Consider the following 19,276-nt stretch of genomic DNA (forward strand, 5'->3'; position numbering starts at 1 on the left):
TTTGTGTTGCTACAGAGAAGAGATTAGCAAAAGCGGTTAACGCGTGCCGCCCGTCATTTTGAGGAAGTTTGCGAGCATCTCGTGCCCGTATTCACTCGCAACCGACTCGGGATGAAACTGCACGCCTTCAACCATGAGTTCCTTATGCCGCACGCCCTGAATCTCGCCATCGTCACTGACCGCCGATATTTCAAGGCACGCCGGGCACGTTGCGCGGTCAATCACGAGTGAGTGGTAGCGCGCAACCGTGATTTTTTCCGGTAACCCCGCAAAAACGCCCTTGCCGTCGGCGGTAATCACGTCGGTCTTTCCGTGCATGAGGCGCTTGGCGCGCACAATCTTGCCCCCGAATGCCTCGCCGATTGCCTGATGCCCCAGACACACTCCGAGAACCGGGACCTTCCCGGCAAAATATTTGATCGCCTCAAGGCTTACGCCGGCTTCTTTCGGAGAACAGGGCCCCGGGGAAACGCAGACGCGCTCCGGCTTCATGGCAGCCAGGGCCGCCACGTCTGCCGCATCGTTACGGACCACCCGCACGTCTTCGCCGAGCTCCCCGAAGTACTGCACGAGGTTATAGGTAAAGCTGTCGTAGTTATCGATCATCAAAAGCATTTTCTAGTTCCCCTGCAGGCCGAATTCGGCTTCTTCCGCAGCGCGCAGCACGGCGCGCGCCTTCATCTCGGTTTCCTTCCACTCAAATTCCGGGACGGAGTCCGCCACAATACCGGCGGCCGCCTGCGCGTAAAGCACCTTGTTTTTAATCACCGCGGTGCGAATCGCAATTGCCATATCCATTTCGCCCGCGTAAGAGAAGTACCCCACGGCGCCGCCGTAGATGCCGCGCTTCACCGGTTCCAATTCATCGATGATTTCCATCGCGCGGATTTTCGGAGCGCCCGTGAGTGTCCCCGCCGGGAATGTCGCCTTTAAAACGTCCATCGGGGTCATGCCGTCCTTCATTTCGCCTTCAACGTGGCTCACCAAATGCTGCACCTGGGAGTACCGTTCAATGGCGTACTGTTCCGTCACATGCACGGTCCCCGTCTTGGCGATGCGCCCGATGTCGTTTCTCGCCAAATCAATAAGCATTAAGTGTTCGGCACGCTCTTTGGGATCATTTTTGAGTTCTTGAGCCAACGCCGCGTCTTTTTCAGGCGTCGCTCCCCGGGCACGGGTGCCCGCAATCGGACGGATGGCGGCAATGAAGCGGCCGTCCCGCTTTTCCTCCCGCACGAGAATTTCGGGCGAGGCCCCCACCACGTAGAAGTCCCCGAAGTTGTAGTAGTACATGTAAGGGGACGGGTTCAACGTTCTCAGAGCCCGGTAAAGCGTGATCGGGTTTTCGGTAAAAGGCCGCTCAATACGCTGCCCGATCTGCACCTGCATCAGATCCCCGGCGGCAATGTAGTCCTTGGCGCGGATGACGGCCTTTAAGTAGTCGTCCTTTTTAAAGGGGCGCTCGGCTTCGTGCGCGGTGCCTGCGCCGCTATAAGGGGCCTGCACACTCTTAGCGAGCTCTTCCTTTAAAAAGCGCAGACGGCGGCGGGCTTTCAAAAATGCGTCCGGTTCACGGGGATCCACGTTCAAAATGAAGTAGAGGCGCCCTGCGAGGTTATCTACCGCCACGAGTTCATCGCACAACAAAAGCTCGATGTCGGGGACGCCCAAGTCGTCTGCCTTCGGTTTACCGAGTTTCCCCGGTTCAATAAGCCGCACCGTGTCGTAGCCGAAGTACCCCACAAGCCCCCCGGTAAAGCGCGGCAATCCGGCCGGCGTATGAATTTTGAAGCGCTTCTGAAAGGCCTCAATAAAATCGAGCGGATCGGTGTCCGTCACGCGTTCCGTTACTTTGCCGTCCGTTATGACTTCGGTGACGGGCCCGGTTTCGGTGAGTTTCACCGTGATCTTCGTGCGTGCAGGCAGTCCAATGAAGGAGTACCGGGCAAAGCGCGTGCCGCCTTCCACGCTTTCGAGTAAGAAGCTCTCTGCGCGGTTGGCAAGTTTCAGGTAAATCGAAAGCGGGGTGTCAAGGTCCGCGAGGCACTGCTCCACCACCGCAATACGGTTGTAACCTTCGTCGGCAAGCGCTTTCAGTTCATTTTCTGTGAGCATCGGGTTTCTCCGATTCAGCCGCCTCGGTCACCCGCCGTCCGCCCCTCTGTGGATCACGGGGCAGACATAACGGCACAAAGCGGCCTGGGAAAAAAAATGGGTTTTCAAAGGAGGAAAACGGGGCCGGCAGCGAAGGGACAAAAACCCCTGAAGGCCGGCAGGCACTGCGGCTGGTACGACACGCAACGCGCAGGAAGATGTCAGGACAAGCGGCGCCATGACCAAGCCCCCCGTGCATACCAGCCTTCAGGCTTAGCGGCACGGATTGCCCGGGTAAAACTCTCAGCAAAGGAAAGTTTGGTCATGACAGTCCGAAATGTTGATAAATGAAGCGCGAGTAAGCCTCACGCAGTCAGCAGATTGTGCCAAAGAAAAGGGCCCGCGCGGAGCCCTTTTTCCGCCTTACACCGGCTTTAAAGCCGGTTTATGCATTTCGTCAAGCAGGCTAAGGCGTTTTAGTTGGATGCAGGAATGCACATCAGAAGGCCGGCACCACCGCACCCTTGTATTTTTCCTCAAGGAACTTCTTCACGTCCGGCGAACGCAGGGCGTCCGCAAGTTTCTTCAATTCCGGACGGTTGTCCCCGGTGCGGATGGCGACAACGTTCGCGTAAGGCGAGTCCTTGGCTTCAATCGCAAGCGAGTCCTTGGCGGGATTTAAGCCCACGCCCATGGCGAAGTTGGAATTGATGACCGCGGCGTCAACGTCGTCGAGTGTTCTCGGCAGCGTTGCGGCTTCCAGTTCCACGAGCTGAAAGTTCTTTGTGTTGTTGATGACGTCAGCCGGCGTCCCCTTCACGCCCACGCCATCCTTGAGCCCGAAAAGCCCGGCGTCAGCAAGAACTTTGAGCGCACGGCCGCCGTTGGTGGGATCATTCGGGATCGCAATCTTGGCACCTTCGGGGAGATCCTTGAGGCTTTTCACCTTACGGGAATAAACGCCCATCGGTTCAATGTGCACCGAGCAGAGAACGGAGAGCTTCAGACCCCGCTCCGCCGAGAACGTATCAAGGTAGGGCTTGTGCTGGAAGAAGTTCGCATCGAGTTCCTTATCGGACAACGCGAGGTTCGGCTTCACGTAGTCGGAAAATTCCACGACCTTCAGATTGACGCCCTCTTTTTTGAGTGTGGGCTCAATGAATTTGAGAATATCTGCGTGGGGCACCGGTGTTGCGCCCACCGTGAGCGTGACGGCCTTGGGGGCTTCAGGGGCCTTCTCCCCGCAACCGGTGAGTCCGAAAGCCAGAACGGCTGCACCGCAAAGGGCGGCCGTGAGAGTGCGTCGCTGCATTGTCTTTTTCTCCGAATGTTGGTTTACCGGGAAGCATCCCCCGGTTTTCAATTGTGTGCGGCTGAGTTTAAGGCAAAGTGCGTTACTGTGCCGTGGTAATACCGCATGCGCCTTTTTGGTGCAGTCCTCTCCCCAAATCCATGCACGTTTCCGGTGCATCCGCACGCTTCTTCAGAAACCGCGCGTTTTCGCGTTTTGGCACGCTTTTTGCATTAATTCCCGCAGAAGAAGAACAACCGTTCTTCAGAGAAAAACAACCAACAGGGAATTTGCCATGAAGTACATCATTGCCGTCGTCAAGCCTTTCAAACTCGACGAAGTCCGTGAAGCCCTCTCCGACCTCGGGGTTTCCGGCATGACCGTCACCGAAGTCAAGGGCTTCGGGCGCCAGAAGGGCCACACCGAGCTCTACCGCGGTGCCGAATACGTTGTGGACTTTCTGCCCAAGGTGAAGGTCGAAGTGGCCGTTGACGACGCGGTCGCCGAAAGCGCCGTCGAAGCAATCGTCAAAAGCGCCTACACCGGAAAGATCGGTGACGGCAAGGTCTTTGTAATGGATCTTGCCTCAGCCGTGCGGATCCGCACCGGTGAAACCGATGCCGCTGCTGTTTAAGAAACAAACCACTGGGAGACAATGAAAATGATGATGCGGGGAAAATACGCTGCGGCCGCGGCAGTGCTTGCAGGGACGTGCGAAGGCGCCTTTGCGGCATCTCCGGCACTTGATAAGGCCGACGTCGCCTGGATGCTCGTTGCGACGATTCTCGTTCTTTTTATGACGATTCCGGGGATTGCCCTTTTTTACGGCGGCATGGCCCGTAAAAAGAACATTCTTTCGATTCTGGCGCAGTCCTCCGTCATCTGCTGCGCCCTGTCGGTGGTCTGGGTGGTGGTCGGATACTCACTGGCATTTACCGAAGGCAACCCCTGGATCGGCAACTTCTCTCAGGCCTTTTTGAGGGGCATTGACATTAAGAGCATGACAGGGTCCATTCCGACGCTTCTTTTTGTCTTTTTCCAGATGACCTTTGCGGTGCTCACCGGGGCGCTTATTACCGGCGCCTTTGCGGGCCGCATGAAGTTTTCCGCGATGCTTATCTTCATGGTCGTGTGGTCCGTTCTCGTTTACGCGCCGATCTGCCACTGGGTGTGGTGCGCCGGGGGCTTTTTCTTTGATATGGGAGCGCTCGATTACGCAGGCGGCACCGTGGTGCACATCAACGCCGGTATTGCGGGGCTTGTGGCCTGCATCATGATCGGTAAGCGCCTGGGATACGGTCGTGAAGCGATGAGCCCCTATAACCTGACGCTTACGATGATCGGCGCCTCGGTTCTGTGGGTGGGCTGGATGGGCTTTAACGGCGGCTCAGGCCTTGCTGCCAACGAACGCGCCGTGATGGCGATGATTGTGACGCAGATTGCCGCAGCCGCTGCGGGCTGCGCCTGGATGGCCTGCGAATGGATTGCGCGCGGCAAGCCCTCACTTTTGGGGATGCTCTCGGGCGCCGTGGGCGGCCTCGTTGTGATTACGCCGGCTTCCGGCTTTGTGGAGCCGATGCCTGCGCTTGTGATGGGCTTGATCGGCGGGTGCGTGTGCTTCTGGGGTGCGACGAGCTTAAAGCGGGCGCTTGGTTACGATGATTCGCTCGACGCGTTCGGCGTGCACGGCGTGGGCGGTATTGTGGGTGCGCTTTTAACCGGCGTCTTTGCGACGAGCGCCGTCACCGGTTCTGAACTTCCCCCGATGATGACGCAGGTCGGCATCCAGGCCGCAAGCGTGGTGGCGACGCTGCTTTACGGTGGCATCGTGAGCGCCGTGATTCTCAAGATTATCGACAAGACGATCGGCCTCAGAGTGACGCCAGAGGAAGAACTCACGGGTCTTGACCTCACGCAGCAGGGCGAACGTCTCGGTTAATCCGGTTTTCAACCGTCTGCTTGCTTTTACTCCCCTTTCCCGTTGCCGCGGGGGTGCGTTCTGAAGAACGCACTGGCGGCGGGAAAGGTTTTTTATGCCCGAAGGAGACAGACGCAAAAGCGGCAGGCACAAAAATGGCGGGGCACTTCCCCGCCGACAGGTGGACCCGGGGCTTTCGACCAGCCCAAAACGATCAGACGTCTCTGACCGCCCTTACTCTGGATATTAACAGACCGCAACATGCCCGCGGTAAGACTTTTCGGCACGTCAAATATTTTGAAGCCGGAAACCGCGTTGCCACGATTTGTAAGAGCCTACAAATCCGATCTTGCCGTCGTCTTTTCCAATCGAACCAGCAAAGCGGAAAAAACGGCTGCCGCAGGGATTTACTCCAACGCGACAGCCGTCTCAGAACACCGGGCGTCAGCTCTTTAAGCGAGCTTTTCTGTGAGTTCCTTCACAACGGTGTTGGCGTCCGCGACAAGGCCGTAGTCGCACATTTCAAAAATGGGCGCTTCCGCGTCGTTATTCACAGCCACGATGACCTTGGAGTCCTTCATGCCGGCGATGTGCTGAATGGCGCCGGAAATCCCGAAGGCAAAGTAAAGCTCGGGCGCCACGATCTTACCGGTCTGGCCGACCTGGGTTTCGCTCGGCGCAATCTGCTGGTCAACGAGTGCACGGGTGGAACCCACGGCAGCACCGATAACGTCGGCAAGTTTTTCAACCGCCGCAAAACCGGCTTCGTCCAGAACGCCGCGGCCCGCGGCCACAATGCGCTTGGCGCTCACCAAATCCGGTCGGTCGCTCTTAGTCTGCGTGAGGTTCACAAAGTCAAACTGACGAATACCGTCAAAGGTTACGGCAAAAGATTGAACCGCAGCCGACCCGCCTTCAGACGCAACGGGTTCAAAGGCGGTCGGGCGCACGGTCATCAGAACCGGGCTTCCCGTCACTTTCACGGTGGCGAGCACTCCGCCCGCGTAGATAAAGCGCCTGAAGGTGTCGGCCGAGACCACGTCGGTTACTTCCGAAACGGCGGGAGCCGCAAGTTCCACCGCCGCGCGGGGCATGGCGGCTTTGCCGCTGCTCCCGGCCGCAAACAAAACGTGCGTATAGCCGCCCGCTTTCACCGCTGCGGCAACGGCGTGCCCGAGGGCTTCGGCTTCAAAGTGCGCGAGTTTGGCGTCATCGGTCACGAGCACCTTGGTTACGCCAGCAACTTTCGCTGCGGCTTCGCCCGCAGCGCCGCAGCCCGTACCGGCAACGAGGATGTCCACGGTGCCCGAGAGCTTTTTGGCGGCCGCCACCAAAGAAAGCGTCGCGCCCTTAAGACCGGCGTTATCGTGTTCGGCAATCACAAGTACTGTCATTTTCGTTTCCCGTCCGTCTTAAAGAACCTTGGCTTTGTTTTTGAGAACGTCGATCAGTTCATCAACGCTTGCGAGCATCTGACCGGCAGCGCGGGCGGCCGGGTCTTCGGCCTCAATGACCGTCACAGAGGGCGTGAGATCAACGCCGAGGCTTGCCGCATCAAGCGTTTCCACGGGCTTTTTGCGGGCCTTCATCATGTTGGGGAGCGTCACGTAGCGGGGTTCGGCAAGCCTCAAGTCCGCGGAGACCACACAGGGAAGCGCCGATGAGACTTCCATGAGTCCCTCGTCGGTTTCCCGGCGCACAAAGGCCGTACCGTTTTCAACGCGCAGGGCGTCGGCACAGGCCGCAAACGGGAGATTAAGGATGGCGGACACCATGGCCGGGGCCTGGGCGCTGTCGTCGTCAATGGCCTGCTTACCCATGAGAATCAGGTCCGGCGCTTCTTTCTTTGCGACCGCCGCAATGATGCGGGCTGCGGCAGCCGGGTCCGCTGCGGCTTCAAGCGTTACGTGGATTGCGCGGTCTGCGCCCATTGCCATGGCGGTGCGCAGCTGATCAACGGCTTTGGCGGGCCCCACGGTAAGCGCCACCACTTCGTCGGCAGCCCCCGTTTCCTTCAGACGCACCGCGGCTTCCACGGCGATTTCGTCAAAGGGGTTCATCGACATCTTGGCCGCTTCAATATCGGGCCCGCTTTTATCGGCCTTGGCATGGACCTTGACGTTGTAGTCCACGACGCGCTTGACGGTCACTAATACTTTCACAGAGAACTCCGCTGCAAAAAAGAGGTTCGGGTGTGTCGGGCGCGGCACTTCGGCCGGCAGGACGCACCGGAAAAAAGAAAACACACTTTCTTTTTTCCAAACTGTCCGCGATTATACGAAGCCGACGCCCGCCCCGCCTCGGCAAAACGCACGATTTCGGGCGCAAAACTGCGTCACAAAACGCACTGTACCCCGAAAGTTCTACAGACAAACGGCGCAGTCTATGGCACACTTAGAAAATTAACTCTGACCCCGCACGCGTGCCTGTCTGCAAAGCGCCCCCCTGCCCGCGTCCGGTTGCGTCCAAAAAGATTTCGGTTTTTTCGTTATTTTGTTATTAAAGGAGCAGCACATGCTGTCTGACATTGAAATTGCCCAGGCCGCCAAACTCAAACGCATCGATGATCTTGCGCACGAATGGGGCCTTGAAGATGCCGAATTCGAACCCTACGGGCGCGACAAGGCCAAGGTAACCCTCAAGCCCTGCCGTAAGGCAGCGGGCAAACTCATTCTCGTGACGGCAACGTCCGGGATGCCCGCCGGGTCCGGTAAGACCACGACTTCGATTGCTCTCGCGCAGGGCATGAACCGTCTCGGCAAAAAAGCGGTTTTGGCGCTCAGAGAACCGTCACTTGGGCCCGTCTTCGGCATGAAGGGCGGCGCCGCAGGCGGCGGCTACTCGCAGGTGCTGCCGATGGAATCAATCAACCTGCATTTCACCGGAGACTTTCACGCGATCACGGCCGCAAACAATCTTTTGGCCGCTTTGATTGACAACGCCCGTCACCAGGGTCAGGTAGACCTCAAGGAAGTGATCTGGAAGCGCGTTTTGGACGTCAACGACCGTCAGCTCCGTAACATTGTTGACGGCTTGGGCGGTCCCGCCAACGGCATCCCCACCGAAACCGGTTTTGACATCACGGCGGCTAGCGAACTGATGGCTGTGATTTGCCTTGCTGCGGGCGAAGAAGACCTGCGCGCACGCATTGACCGGCTCGTTGTGGGCATCAAGCGTGACGGCACGGCCTATACCTGTAAGGAACTCGGTGCCACGGGCGCGCTGATGGCCTTGCTGCTTGAAGCCGTCAAACCAAACCTCGTGCAGACCCTGGAAGGCACACCCGCCTTCGTGCACGGCGGCCCCTTTGCCAACATCGCCCACGGCTGCAACTCGGTCGCGGCCACGAAAGCCGCACTCACGCTGGGGGAATTTGCGATTACGGAAGCGGGCTTCGGGTCAGACCTCGGTGCCGAGAAGTTCTACGACATCAAGTGCCGGGCTGCGGGCCTGACGCCTTCTGCTGCTGTGCTTGTCACCAGCCTTCGCGCGCTGCACTGGCACGGAGGTGTGGCGCTGCCTGAAATCGGCAAACCCAATATGGAGGCCTTAAAGCAGGGGCTCTGCAACCTTGAAGCCCACATCGACAACCTCAAGGCTTTCGGGCCCGCCGTTGTGGTGTCCGTGAATCACTTTGCCGGGGACGACGAAGCCGAACTCAAGGTGCTCTTTGACTGCGCCAAGGCGAAGGGCGTGCGGATTGCGCTTTCCGACGGTTTTGCTTTGGGCGGCAAGGGTGCCGAGGACCTCGCCCGCGAGGTGCTTGCAGCCTGTGAGGGAGATCCGAAACCCCTTAACTACGTCTACCCCGAAGACGCCGACGTCGTCACCAAGACGAAGATGGTGGCCGAGCGCGTTTACGGCGCGGCAGGCATCTCGCTGTCAGATGCCGCCAAGAAGGACTTAAAGCGCATCACGGATCTTGGTTTTGACAAGCTCCCCGTCTGTATCGCCAAAACCCCCTTCTCCCTTACCGCGGACCCCAAAAAGCTCGGTGCCCCGAAGGGCTTTACGCTGCCGGTGGCGCGCCTCATTCTTAATGCCGGTGCGGGCTTTGTGGTTGTGACGACGGGTTCCATCATGCGCATGCCGGGTTTGCCCAAGGTCCCGGCCGCGCTTCAGATTGATGTGAAGGACGGCAAAATCACGGGCCTTGCCTAACATTAATTCCTGACGCACAAACGGCGAAAGCGCAGTATCTTTGCACTTTCGCCGTTTGATCTTTTAAGGGCACTGCCCTTGGTGCCCTCATAAAAAAACGAATAAAAATACAGCGGAGAATTTTGTTGTGACTGAGTTTGCCAATCAGGTTTACGAGATTGTCTGGAGTCCCTTTCTCGTTTATATCCTTCTAGGAACCGGGCTCTACTTTTCCCTGAGATCGCGGTTTGTGCAGCTGAGAATGGTGGGCGAAATGCTGCGCCTCATGTTTCAGCGCAAAAACGACAATTCCGGCGTCTCCTCCTTTCAGGCGCTTTCGATGACGCTTGCCGGGCGCGTCGGTACCGGCAACATCGCGGGCGTTGCCACCGCCATCTGTTTCGGCGGCCCCGGTGCCCTTTTCTGGATGTGGGTGGTGGCGTTTTTAGGCGCCTCCAGTGCCTTTGTGGAATCAACGCTCGGCCAGATCTACAAGGAGCGCATCAACGGCGAATGCACGGGCGGCCCCGCCTTTTATATTGAGCACGGTGCACGAAGCAAATTCTTTGCCTGGGTGTTTGCAATCATTACGCTTTTAGCCTCCGCCGTCCTCTGCCCCGGCGTTCAGAGTAACGCCATCGGCGCAGCAATGGAAAGTGCCTTCGGGATTGAAACCCCGATTTCGGCGGCGGTGATCTGCTCACTGCTGTGCTTCATCGTGTTTGGCGGCTTAAAGCGTATCGCGAGCTTTACGACGGTGGTGGTGCCCTTTATGGCGCTTTCCTACATCGTTGTGGCTCTGATCACGGTCTTTTATAACGTCGACAAGATCCCCGCGGTCTTTCATCTGATTTTCACGTCCGCCTTCGGCATGGATTCGATTTTCGGCGGTATCGTGGGTACCGCTGTGAGCTGGGGCGTAAAGCGCGGGCTTTACTCCAATGAAGCGGGCCAGGGTTCCGGTCCCCACGCGTCTTCGGCGGCGAGCGTCTCGCACCCGGCAAAGCAGGGCCTAGTTCAGGCGTTTTCCGTCTACATCGACACGTGGTTTGTGTGCACTGCCACGGGCCTCATGATTCTTTCCTCCGGCTGCTACAACGTCATAAACCCCGACGGCAAGCCCTTGTTTTCAGGCCTCACCGGTATCGAAGCAGGCCCGGTTTACGCACAGAAAGCCATTGACTCGGTGATGCCCGATTTCGGCTCTCCCTTTGTCGCGTGCGCGCTCTTTTTCTTTGCGTTTACGACGATTCTTGCCTACGCCTACATGGCTGAAACCAACATCAAGTACATCAACCGCACGCTTAAAAAACCGTGGCTCCTTTATATCGAACGCGCAATTCTCATCTTCTCGGTGGGCGTATGCACGATCAAGCCCTCAAGCATCGTGTGGCTTTGTGCCGATATCGGCATCGGGCTCATGGCCTGGGTGAACATCCTTGCAATTCTGCGTCTGCACAACACCGCGTTTTTAACGCTCAAAGACTACGAAACGCAGCTTAAAAACGGAATCACGGAACCCGTTTTCCACCCCGAGAAACTCGGCATTGCCCACGCCGATTACTGGCAGGGCACTACCGCGGAAGAAAACCTTGCGGTCGAACAGGCCGAAGGCGTGGAAAACCAGCCCGCCTCCCGGGGCGTGCGAGCCTTTATTCAGAGGTTCTACAACAAGGATTAACCGCACGGGTTTTGCGCTTTTCACGGCCGGATACATTTCCGGCCGTTTTTTCTGATGCATTAAGGTGGCGTCAAAAGAACCAGAAGATCCCGGCCGGCCTGCTGAAGCATGAGACGAATCGTCACACCTCCGACTTCATGAAGGAATTCAACCGTTTCCGAGATCTTCATTTGCACCTCCCGTTAGGCAATCAATGCCTCAAAATCGGCATTCAGCTTCTTCTGAGCAGCAGAGATCTTGCCCTTGAACATCATTACGTTCGATTCGCGCTCCTTAAGTTCGCTCTCTACAGCCTTGAACAGTTTTTCGAGCTCCACCGGCTGCGGACCGCCGGCAACGGCGCGCTCAAGAATGATGTGAGCCGGATCGAGCACCGCACGAAGCCCGGCTTCGTCAAGCGGGAAGTCCGCCGGGAGTTCAGGAACGTCCTGCTTGAGCTCTGCGTAAAGCTCGGCATAGATGGCCCTGGCCTTCTCGATCGGGAAGGTCTTCGGCGTGTAGCCTTCGGAACGGCCGACCGTCACCATGCGACTCGCGAAGCCGTGACCCACGCGGAACGGAATCCCGTAGCGGCGCATCAGAACGTCGGCGAGTTCCTGAGTGGCCGTCCAGTCGAGGTTGAGCTCTTCCAGCGCGCGCTTCTTGTCGATGCGAAGCATGCCGAGCACGGTAGCGAACCGTTCGACGACAGAGGAGGCATCACCCACGATTTCGCGGTTGAGCTTTTCATCCTTCGCGTCATACATGCCGGTGGGAAGATTGTGCGTGCGCATCACGACAGAATTGAGCTCGGAGAGCACCACCGCGGCATCGCGGCGAATGTCGATCAGGGGACCGGGATTGCGCTTCTGCGGCATGGCGCTGGAGGCATAGGTGGCGGAAACGAGAATCCACGGACGCGGCTGCGCATACTGCTGCATCAGTTCAGCAATGAACTGGCCGACATGGAGCATCGGATGCACAAGCTCAAGCGCTGCATCCACGCACACGTCGGTGCCGGCAACCTGGCCGGCATCAAATGTATTGGCCACGGGCTTGTCAAAGCCCAGATACGCAGCCATTCCGTCGCGGTCAAGCGGCCAGCCCGTGCCGTTCAGAACGCACGCGCCCATCGGAGATTCATTCAGGCGGCGATAGCAGGCAAGCGAACGTTCCATGTCGCGCAGGAAGGCCTGGGCATGAGCCAGCAGAACATGCGCCATATTGGAAGGCTGTGCGGCGACCCCGTTCGTATAGCAAGGAATCAACGTATCGCGGTTTTCTTCTGCCATCTTCAGAAGTCCCGTCACAACGGACGCCAGGGCAGTGAGTAGCTTCAGCGTCTCGTCGCGCAGAATGGCGCGCTGGAAGGTTGCATGAATGTCCTGCGAGCTGCGGCCGGCATGCATCAGAGTGGCCTCAAGCCCCGCCTTGGCGACAACCAGCGGCTCGTAGCGAATGTACATCTTGGGGCGAGCGCTTCCGACTGCAGCACATTCTTCAGCTACCGCCTTCACGGCACGACCGAATTGCGCGGCCTGGTCTTCTGTGAGAAGGCCCTTGGCCAAATTCGTAAGCAAGGTCGCCTTGTTGACTTCCGTAATCCAAAAGAACTCGTCCCGTCCGGGAATTCCGGGCCATGGCAGCAGATCTTCAGCCTTACCTGCGGCGCCGGTGGACATCAAACCCAACGTCATCACAAACTCCTTACATCATCAAAATCGTTGCAGCAAGGGAGACGATCAAGCCGCCCGTGCAGGGAATCCAGGTACGGCGAACAATCGCCAGAGGACTTGTCTTGGCAAAACCCGCCATGATGATCACGATGCCCGCTACAGGCGACACGGGACGCATCATTTCGCTTGCGAGCTGCATCATCATGGCGAGGTCGACCGGATCGCCGCCAAGACCGGCGGCCACGGACGGCGCAATCGGAACCAGCCCGGTAAAGGACGCAACACCGGAACCCGTCAGAAGCGTCACCAGGGCAATCACGGCGGAAACAACCAAGCCCGTGCCAGACATGCCCAAGCCCAGAGACTTCGCTCCTTCAATCAGAAGCGCAACGAGCCCCGTGTTCTTGAGACCGTCGGCAAACAGAGCCGCTACAAAGATCAGGCCGACGACGTTCGTCAGCATGCTGCCCATGCCCTTGAACATCGCATGACCGTCGGTAAACACCTTGGCAAGATCGCGGCGCGTTGCTAGATCAACCAGAATTGCGAAGACCCAACCAATGAACATGGCAGTGCCAACATCAAGAACGATGGTCTTGTAAACCATCTTGTTGAAAACGAAAAGCAGAACCAGCGGCACGAGCGGAAGCAGAGCATAGAACCAGGGCGTATCGGCGGAAGCCGTCTTCTTGGCTTCGATTTCAGCCATATCAAAAGCCTCGATTTTGCCTTCAGCCATGTCCTTCTTGTCCAAATACCTTTGAACAAGAATATGCAGAACAAGCACCGTCAGAACAGCCGGGATAGCCACAGGAATCTGGTACTGCATGAGATAAGTCATCGGCTCGGCGCCTGCCGTCTTGGCTGCCAGCACGGCAATGGCACTCGACGGAGCATAGGAAAAGACGAGCGCCGATGCGATTGCCGCCGACGCTGCGACGGCACTTACGCCCACGCCCAAAAGGAGCGGAAAAACGGAAACCGCAAGCAGCGTGCCGAGGCCGGCGGCGGACGTCACCACCAAGCCAAGGAAATGTCCCAGAAGGAACACCGCACCGAGAATCACATACGGTGCGGAAAGCTTGGACAAGGGCTTCGTGCAGAGAGCAACAAGCTTGTTCGTAGCACCGATCTTGTCCATGTAGGTGGCAAAGCCGCCCGCCACCAGGATGATGAAGCCGGTGGAGGCGATCTGCGAGCGAGAGAGCGCACGCAAGAGTTCAAAAAGATCGAAGCCGATCCAGCCCGTGGTCTTTGCGCCGCGCGGAAGAATGTTGTCAACGCCGGCCAAAATGGCCAGCAGATTCAGAGCAAGCCCGGCGAAAAGTAGAAGCGTCGTAACCTGAAGCTTTTTGGCAATACCCCACCCCGTGAGAATCACGACGAGTATTGCCAGATAAGGAAGAAGTGTCTGCATAGCAGCATCCATTGCGAAATGGTCACCACCGGGACTTGTCGTCTCCGGTGGTCAGCCGAAGCGATAAGAAGATCAGAAGTAGTGAACCATGCCGGCCGTGAATTCCATGCCGCGGTTGCGCTTCACCGTATCATCGGAGGTCTTCTCCTGATTCTGCTGCGCGAAACCGTAGTTCGCATAAAGCTGAGTGCGCTTTGAAAGCACGTAGTCATAGCCCACGCTCACGCCGAAACGAGTCACGTCATAGTCTTTGTCCGCAGGCGTTCCGTCAACCGTAGAAGCCTTAAGGAAGCCGCCGCCCACCTTCATCTTGCCGTTGCCGACCGGCCACTGTGCTACAAGAGTTGCTCCCGCGCCGTCATAGAGCTGGCCGTCGCCGCTGAGATGCTGGCCTATCGTATTCAGGGCGCTGTCCTTGAAGCCTTCGACCATGCCGAAGACCTTCACAAACTGAAAGTCATATGCCGCCTGAACGCCAAGAGACATGGCATCGCGATACTTGTCGCCGCTGAACTGAGCCTCCTGATGACCGCGCATCGTCGTATCAGCAATCATCTGCAAAAGCAGCGGACCACTCATATAGCGCACGGCCGCGGCCGCATAGCGATCCTTGTCGTGGTATTTTTCACCTTCGCTCGACACGCCGTTCGAATACTGAAGGTATCCCTTCAGCCCGGCCATGTTCGGCGTTTCATAGACGATGCCGTTGTTGCAGTACCAGGACGTACCGGTCGTGTACGCCTTGAAGCCGGTCACGAAATTGCTCATCTGCGAGCCGAAGGGATTCACTCGGTAGGAATTCAAAAGGGCCGTCGAGCCCACCACGCCCTTGAGATAGCCGACTCGGCCGGCGGTCACCTTGCCGAAATCGCCCGAGACCCAAAGCGACGACTCGCGCTCCCAAAGAATGCCTGACGTCTGAAGCGCACCCGAGTCGCCCTGGAACTGGCTTTCAAGAATAAAACCAACTTTGTAGTTGTTGCCAAGGTCCTCAACCCCCTTCAGACCGAAGCGGGAAGAGTTGCGCATGCCGGACTTCATCTGCAGGTTCCAGCGATTGTCGCCCGTAGCGCCGCTCTTCTTGGAAACCGAAACGCCCATGTCCATGACGCCGTAGACGGAAACGGTCGTTGCTGATGCCGAGGTCACCGCAGCGAAAAGCGCCGCAGCCATCAATGCCTTTTTCATAAAGATTCTCCTTTTCCGCCTCAGATAATTACTGAGGCTCAGCCATTATGTCGGCGGAAGAACTTGATGAAAATAGCAGAACGAACAATACGATCTTGTCGTTTTTTACAGGATGGCTTCGTCAGAGTTCACTGGAACCGGACGTAGAATGTCCTTGGATGCATCCGTCACCCAAGGATCAAGCACTTCGGCACACTGATGATGGAAGTCAAACATCACCTCCCTGAAACGGCGAACAAAAAGCCGTACACGCGCAAGTTTCACGCATTCCGGTCGCGAATATATATAGAGAGGAAGACTCGGCTGCTCCCACCCCCTCAAGAGCGGCACGAGCGTGCCGTCCCTGACATCGCGGTAGCAATGAAGCGAAGGCAGATTGACGTGAATCCCCGATCCGAGCAAAACGGCAGTCTTTGCTGCGGACGCTGAGTTGAAGCGAATGAGACGCTTGAAGTGAATGGGAACCGACTGTCCGTCCTTCACAAGCGCAGGCGCTGCCTGCCTCAAGCCGTTCGCCACTACGATTCCGACATGATCCGCGAGATCCTCCGGCGTCTTCGGGATTCCAAAGCGGCGAAGATAAGACGGCGACGCGCAAGAGAGGAACAAACCCTGGCCATAGCGAATCTGAACGGCATTGTGATTCGACGGACTCGGCCCGTAGGACACGACGAGATCAAAAAGATCGCCCCGCCAGTTTTCGAAATTTATCGGCAGGCCTGCCGTATATTCGTCCACGCGCAGATCGATGTCGGGATAGGCTTCAGAAAATGACACCAAAAAAGGTGTCAGCAGATCTCGAAGCACCATCGGAGGCAGCCCCACGCGCACGACTCCTGACAGGGCATTCGGATCACATTTGAGATTCTGCGTCAGTTCGTCGCGCAGCTGAAGAATTTTCAAGGCGCACTCGAAGGCCGCCTTTCCATTTTCCGTGAGTACCAGAGGCCGCACGGAACGATCAAGCAAGGGCCCCGCTCCAAGCGACTTCTCAAACTGCGCCAACTGTCGGCTAAGATTTGCCGCATCGGTCTGAAAAATGGTGCATGCGGAAGAAATGCTTCCCGTCTTTGCAACCGTTGCAAAGAGCCGCCATCTTCTGAGATCGTCGCTTTGTTCCATAATATCCTGACCCTTGTCATGATGCTTCGCTCGGCAGTGCTCACAGGCACTCCTGCATCACTCAAGCCAAGTCAAAGCCAACCGAATGCCTGAATGGTATCCGTTTCTGCGACCTCGTCATTCGTTGTGCACGACGAACAATGAGATTTTCTGATGAGAATCGATTCTCCTCCTCTGTTTTACCAACAGCGGCGTAAAGCCCCGTCGTTCAGGGCGGGGATATAAGCCGCGCAAGCCAGACGCAGACTTCATTAGTTGCCAAAATTTCTTTCCATGATAAATCAATTTACCTGTGCCACTCACGGCTAATCCTGCTATTGTGATCCGCGTGGTAGGTTCGACACAATGAAAACAAACATGTGAGGAGATTGCAATCATGGCTGAGATTTCACGCAGAACGCTTGCCCTCGGGACAGCTGCAGCCGCCGCGGCCGCGGTTTTCCCCGGCGCTGTCGCCGCAAAACCCGCCAATGTCCCGGTGATCTGGGACGGCAAAAAGATGTGGGAGACCTTTGAAAAAGACGGCACGGGCTTTTCTTTCCCGCATAAACCGGGCAGCCCCAAGGCCTATGTAACCTTTGACACGCAGTGCCCGGACTGCATCCGCTTTTATGACAACATCGCGCCGCTTCTTGACAACATCAACCTCGTCTGGTGCCCGATTGCGTTTTTAAACATCCATTCGGACCCCCAGGGCGCAGCGATTCTGATTGCGAAGAACCCGGCTGAAAAGTTCATGGAGCAGCACCTGCACTTCCGGGACGCCGGTTTCCGGGGTTTCCGCTATGACCTCGCCAAGATCCCCGAGGACGTGAGAAACAAGGTGTGGACGAACACGAAGCTTGCCCGCCGCTCCGGGTGCCGCGCGGTGCCCTTCGGGGTTTATAAGAACCCCGAGGGTGAGTACATTGCGCTTGATGAAAACCTCAAGACCGAGGAACTCAAGGCGATCTTCGGACTGAAGTAACACTTTTGCCCGAAATGCGAAGCCCCGGATTTCGCGGTCCGGGGCTTTTTGTTGCGCGTTGCTGCGCGTTCTTACATCACTTTGAAAGTTTTTCGACTTCCGCTTCCAGCGTCTGAATGCGTTTACGCATGTCCCCGAGACGCATCATGAGAACGGCCGTACGCTCAAAGGCGCGACGCTCCTGCGCGGGGAAAATGCCGATCAACTGCTTTGCGCCTTCCTGCCAGTGCATGATGGAGGTGGCAGGACCCACTTCGCTGCCGTCAGGGATGGCGATGTGGCCGTTGATGTTAGCGGCGCCCCCGATCATGCAGTGGCTGCCGATTGTGGTGGAACCGGCAACACCCGTGCAGGCCGCCATCACGGTGTATTCTCCCACGCGCCCGTTGTGGCCGATCTGAATCTGATTGTCTAGCTTACTGCCCTTGGCAATCACCGTATTTTCAAGGGCCCCGCGGTCAACCGTGGTATTGGCGCCGATTTCGACGTCGTCTTCAATCGTTACGCCCCCGATCTGCGGGATTTTGACCCATTCGCCCGCAAACGGCGCAAACCCGAAGCCGTCGGCGCCGATCACGCTGCCTGAATGCAAAATCACGCGGTTACCGATTGTGCAGCCGTGGTAAACAACGGCGTTGGGGTACAGGATGGCGTCCTCGCCCACCGTGGTGCCGGCGCCCACGTAACTCCCGGGAAAAAGCCGCGTGCGCGCGCCGATCACGGCGCCCGCGCCCACGTAGGCGCCCGCTTCGATGACAGCCTCGGGAGAGACCTTTGCGCCTTCTTCCACCACGGCCTTCGGGTGAATAAAGCCTGTGGGGCGCTTGGGTTCTGTCATCACCTGTAGAGCCCAGGCAAACCAGGCGTAGGGGTTTGTGCAGACAATAAGCGGCCGGTCGGCGGGCGCCCCTTCGGGCCACATGGCCTTGACGTCGGCTTCCGTTAAAACAATGACGCCCGCATGACTTGCCTTCGCCGCATCCCTCAGACGCGGCTGCGCAAGAAACGCGACGTGCTCGGGACCCGCGTGATCCAGGGGGGCAAGACGCTCAACGCACACTTTTTCGGCGCCGCCCAAAAAACGGCAGCCGAGACGGTTGGCGGAGCGCTTTTCAATTTCAGCCGTCAGTGCGGCAACGGGAAACGACATATGTACCCCCTTTTCGGGCAGATAAAAACAAACCGCGGCGCGTTCAGAGGATCTCCCCTGAAACTCACCGCGGGAACAAACGCTCGAGAATTACTTCGCCGGTTTGTTGAGGCGCTTGATGACTTCGTCGGTGAGGTCAACCTTGGGGCTCGCCCAGACAGCTTCCTGAAGAATCAGGTCGTACTTCTGGCTCTTGGCGAGATCCTGAATGATGCGGTTGGCGCGCGAGAGAATAATCTGGCTTTCTTCCTGAGCGCGCTGGTTGCGCTCTTCAAGAAGCGCGCGCTGCATGCGGGTGATTTCGCGTTCTTCTTCGGCGAGGTCACGGCGCTTGCTTAAGCGTTCGCTCTCAGTCATCACGGCGCTGTCTTTTTCAAACTTGCCCGCCTTATCCTTAAAGGCGCGCACGCGACGGTTTAATTCGTCTTCACGGCTCTTGAAGTAGCTCTTGAGCTTATTCTGCGCGGCAACGGCGGGCGCCGATTCCGCAAGGATCTTTCCGGGATTCACCACCCCCACCTTGAAGTCAGCGGCCATGGCGCCGGTTGCGAGAAACGCGGCGGCTGCCGCTGCGATCAAACCCTTTTTAAACATGAGTCAAACCTGTGTAATGCGTGTCAGAAAACCGATAGGCCGGATTGTAACCCGTCTGA

At 57.6% G+C, this 19,276-nt stretch carries 16 protein-coding genes; 5 read left to right on the top strand and 11 right to left on the bottom strand.

Going from position 1 to position 19,276, the window contains the following annotated elements; genetic code table 11:
* Positions 1 to 36 precede the first annotated feature (36 nt).
* The 3 genes from NXF97_RS01465 to NXF97_RS01475 all read right to left on the bottom strand — a co-directional run bounded on the left by NXF97_RS01465 (position 37) and on the right by NXF97_RS01475 (position 3,406).
* A complete protein-coding gene (locus tag NXF97_RS01465) occupies positions 37 to 615 on the bottom strand; it encodes an anthranilate synthase component II (protein WP_074009539.1) in 579 nt (192 codons plus the stop codon).
* Between the two features lie 3 nt (positions 616 to 618).
* Positions 619 to 2,115 (bottom strand): anthranilate synthase component I, encoded by a 1,497-nt coding sequence (gene trpE, locus NXF97_RS01470; protein ID WP_074009573.1) that lies wholly within the window; start codon positions 2,113 to 2,115, stop codon positions 619 to 621.
* A gap of 478 nt (positions 2,116 to 2,593) precedes the next feature.
* The gene (locus NXF97_RS01475; protein WP_274956198.1) at positions 2,594 to 3,406 is read right to left on the bottom strand and encodes a MetQ/NlpA family ABC transporter substrate-binding protein; all 813 of its coding nucleotides are present in this window, start codon (positions 3,404 to 3,406) and stop codon (positions 2,594 to 2,596) included.
* Positions 3,407 to 3,680: 274 nt separating this feature from the next.
* On the opposite strand from NXF97_RS01475, the gene NXF97_RS01480 reads away from it, so the two are divergent.
* A complete protein-coding gene (locus tag NXF97_RS01480; RefSeq protein ID WP_274956199.1) occupies positions 3,681 to 4,019 on the top strand; it encodes a P-II family nitrogen regulator in 339 nt (112 codons plus the stop codon).
* 30 nt (positions 4,020 to 4,049) lie between these two features.
* Positions 4,050 to 5,324, top strand: coding sequence for an ammonium transporter (locus tag NXF97_RS01485; RefSeq protein ID WP_274956714.1), 1,275 nt, complete (start codon positions 4,050 to 4,052; stop codon positions 5,322 to 5,324).
* A gap of 431 nt (positions 5,325 to 5,755) precedes the next feature.
* Here NXF97_RS01485 and NXF97_RS01490 read toward each other — a convergent pair whose 3' ends face one another.
* Entirely contained in the window at positions 5,756 to 6,697 is a 942-nt protein-coding gene (locus tag NXF97_RS01490) for an electron transfer flavoprotein subunit alpha/FixB family protein (RefSeq protein ID WP_274956200.1), read from the bottom strand.
* 18 nt (positions 6,698 to 6,715) lie between these two features.
* Positions 6,716 to 7,465: an electron transfer flavoprotein subunit beta/FixA family protein gene (locus tag NXF97_RS01495; RefSeq protein ID WP_274956201.1), complete on the bottom strand. Its 750-nt coding sequence runs from the start codon at positions 7,463 to 7,465 to the stop codon at positions 6,716 to 6,718.
* 352 nt (positions 7,466 to 7,817) lie between these two features.
* Here NXF97_RS01495 and NXF97_RS01500 point away from each other — a divergent pair, with 352 nt between their 5' ends.
* Positions 7,818 to 9,464: a formate--tetrahydrofolate ligase gene (locus tag NXF97_RS01500; RefSeq protein ID WP_274956202.1), complete on the top strand. Its 1,647-nt coding sequence runs from the start codon at positions 7,818 to 7,820 to the stop codon at positions 9,462 to 9,464.
* A gap of 127 nt (positions 9,465 to 9,591) precedes the next feature.
* Complete coding sequence (locus NXF97_RS01505) at positions 9,592 to 11,124, top strand: alanine/glycine:cation symporter family protein (RefSeq protein ID WP_274956203.1); 1,533 nt, start codon at positions 9,592 to 9,594, stop codon at positions 11,122 to 11,124.
* A 182-nt stretch (positions 11,125 to 11,306) separates the two neighbouring features.
* On the opposite strand, the gene NXF97_RS01510 is transcribed toward NXF97_RS01505, so the two are convergent.
* From NXF97_RS01510 to NXF97_RS01525, 4 genes are all read right to left on the bottom strand, one after another.
* Positions 11,307 to 12,683: a lyase family protein gene (locus tag NXF97_RS01510; protein WP_274956204.1), complete on the bottom strand. Its 1,377-nt coding sequence runs from the start codon at positions 12,681 to 12,683 to the stop codon at positions 11,307 to 11,309.
* 127 nt (positions 12,684 to 12,810) lie between these two features.
* Positions 12,811 to 14,196, bottom strand: coding sequence for a C4-dicarboxylate transporter DcuC (dcuC, locus tag NXF97_RS01515; protein WP_274956205.1), 1,386 nt, complete (start codon positions 14,194 to 14,196; stop codon positions 12,811 to 12,813).
* Between the two features lie 72 nt (positions 14,197 to 14,268).
* Positions 14,269 to 15,384: a porin gene (locus tag NXF97_RS01520; protein WP_274956206.1), complete on the bottom strand. Its 1,116-nt coding sequence runs from the start codon at positions 15,382 to 15,384 to the stop codon at positions 14,269 to 14,271.
* Positions 15,385 to 15,489: 105 nt separating this feature from the next.
* Positions 15,490 to 16,506, bottom strand: a complete 1,017-nt coding sequence (locus NXF97_RS01525; RefSeq protein ID WP_274956207.1) for a LysR family transcriptional regulator — start codon at positions 16,504 to 16,506, stop codon at positions 15,490 to 15,492.
* A 376-nt stretch (positions 16,507 to 16,882) separates the two neighbouring features.
* Between NXF97_RS01525 and NXF97_RS01530 the strand changes: the two genes are divergently transcribed.
* The gene (locus NXF97_RS01530) at positions 16,883 to 17,473 is read left to right on the top strand and encodes a thioredoxin fold domain-containing protein (protein ID WP_274956208.1); all 591 of its coding nucleotides are present in this window, start codon (positions 16,883 to 16,885) and stop codon (positions 17,471 to 17,473) included.
* A gap of 76 nt (positions 17,474 to 17,549) precedes the next feature.
* Here NXF97_RS01530 and lpxD read toward each other — a convergent pair whose 3' ends face one another.
* Entirely contained in the window at positions 17,550 to 18,623 is a 1,074-nt protein-coding gene (gene lpxD / locus NXF97_RS01535) for a UDP-3-O-(3-hydroxymyristoyl)glucosamine N-acyltransferase (protein ID WP_274956209.1), read from the bottom strand.
* A 90-nt stretch (positions 18,624 to 18,713) separates the two neighbouring features.
* Entirely contained in the window at positions 18,714 to 19,217 is a 504-nt protein-coding gene (locus tag NXF97_RS01540; protein WP_274956210.1) for an OmpH family outer membrane protein, read from the bottom strand.
* Positions 19,218 to 19,276 lie beyond the last annotated feature (59 nt).

The sequence above is a fragment of the Duodenibacillus massiliensis genome, from assembly GCF_928721995.1.
GTDB classification, from domain to species: domain Bacteria; phylum Pseudomonadota; class Gammaproteobacteria; order Burkholderiales; family Burkholderiaceae_F; genus Duodenibacillus; species Duodenibacillus massiliensis.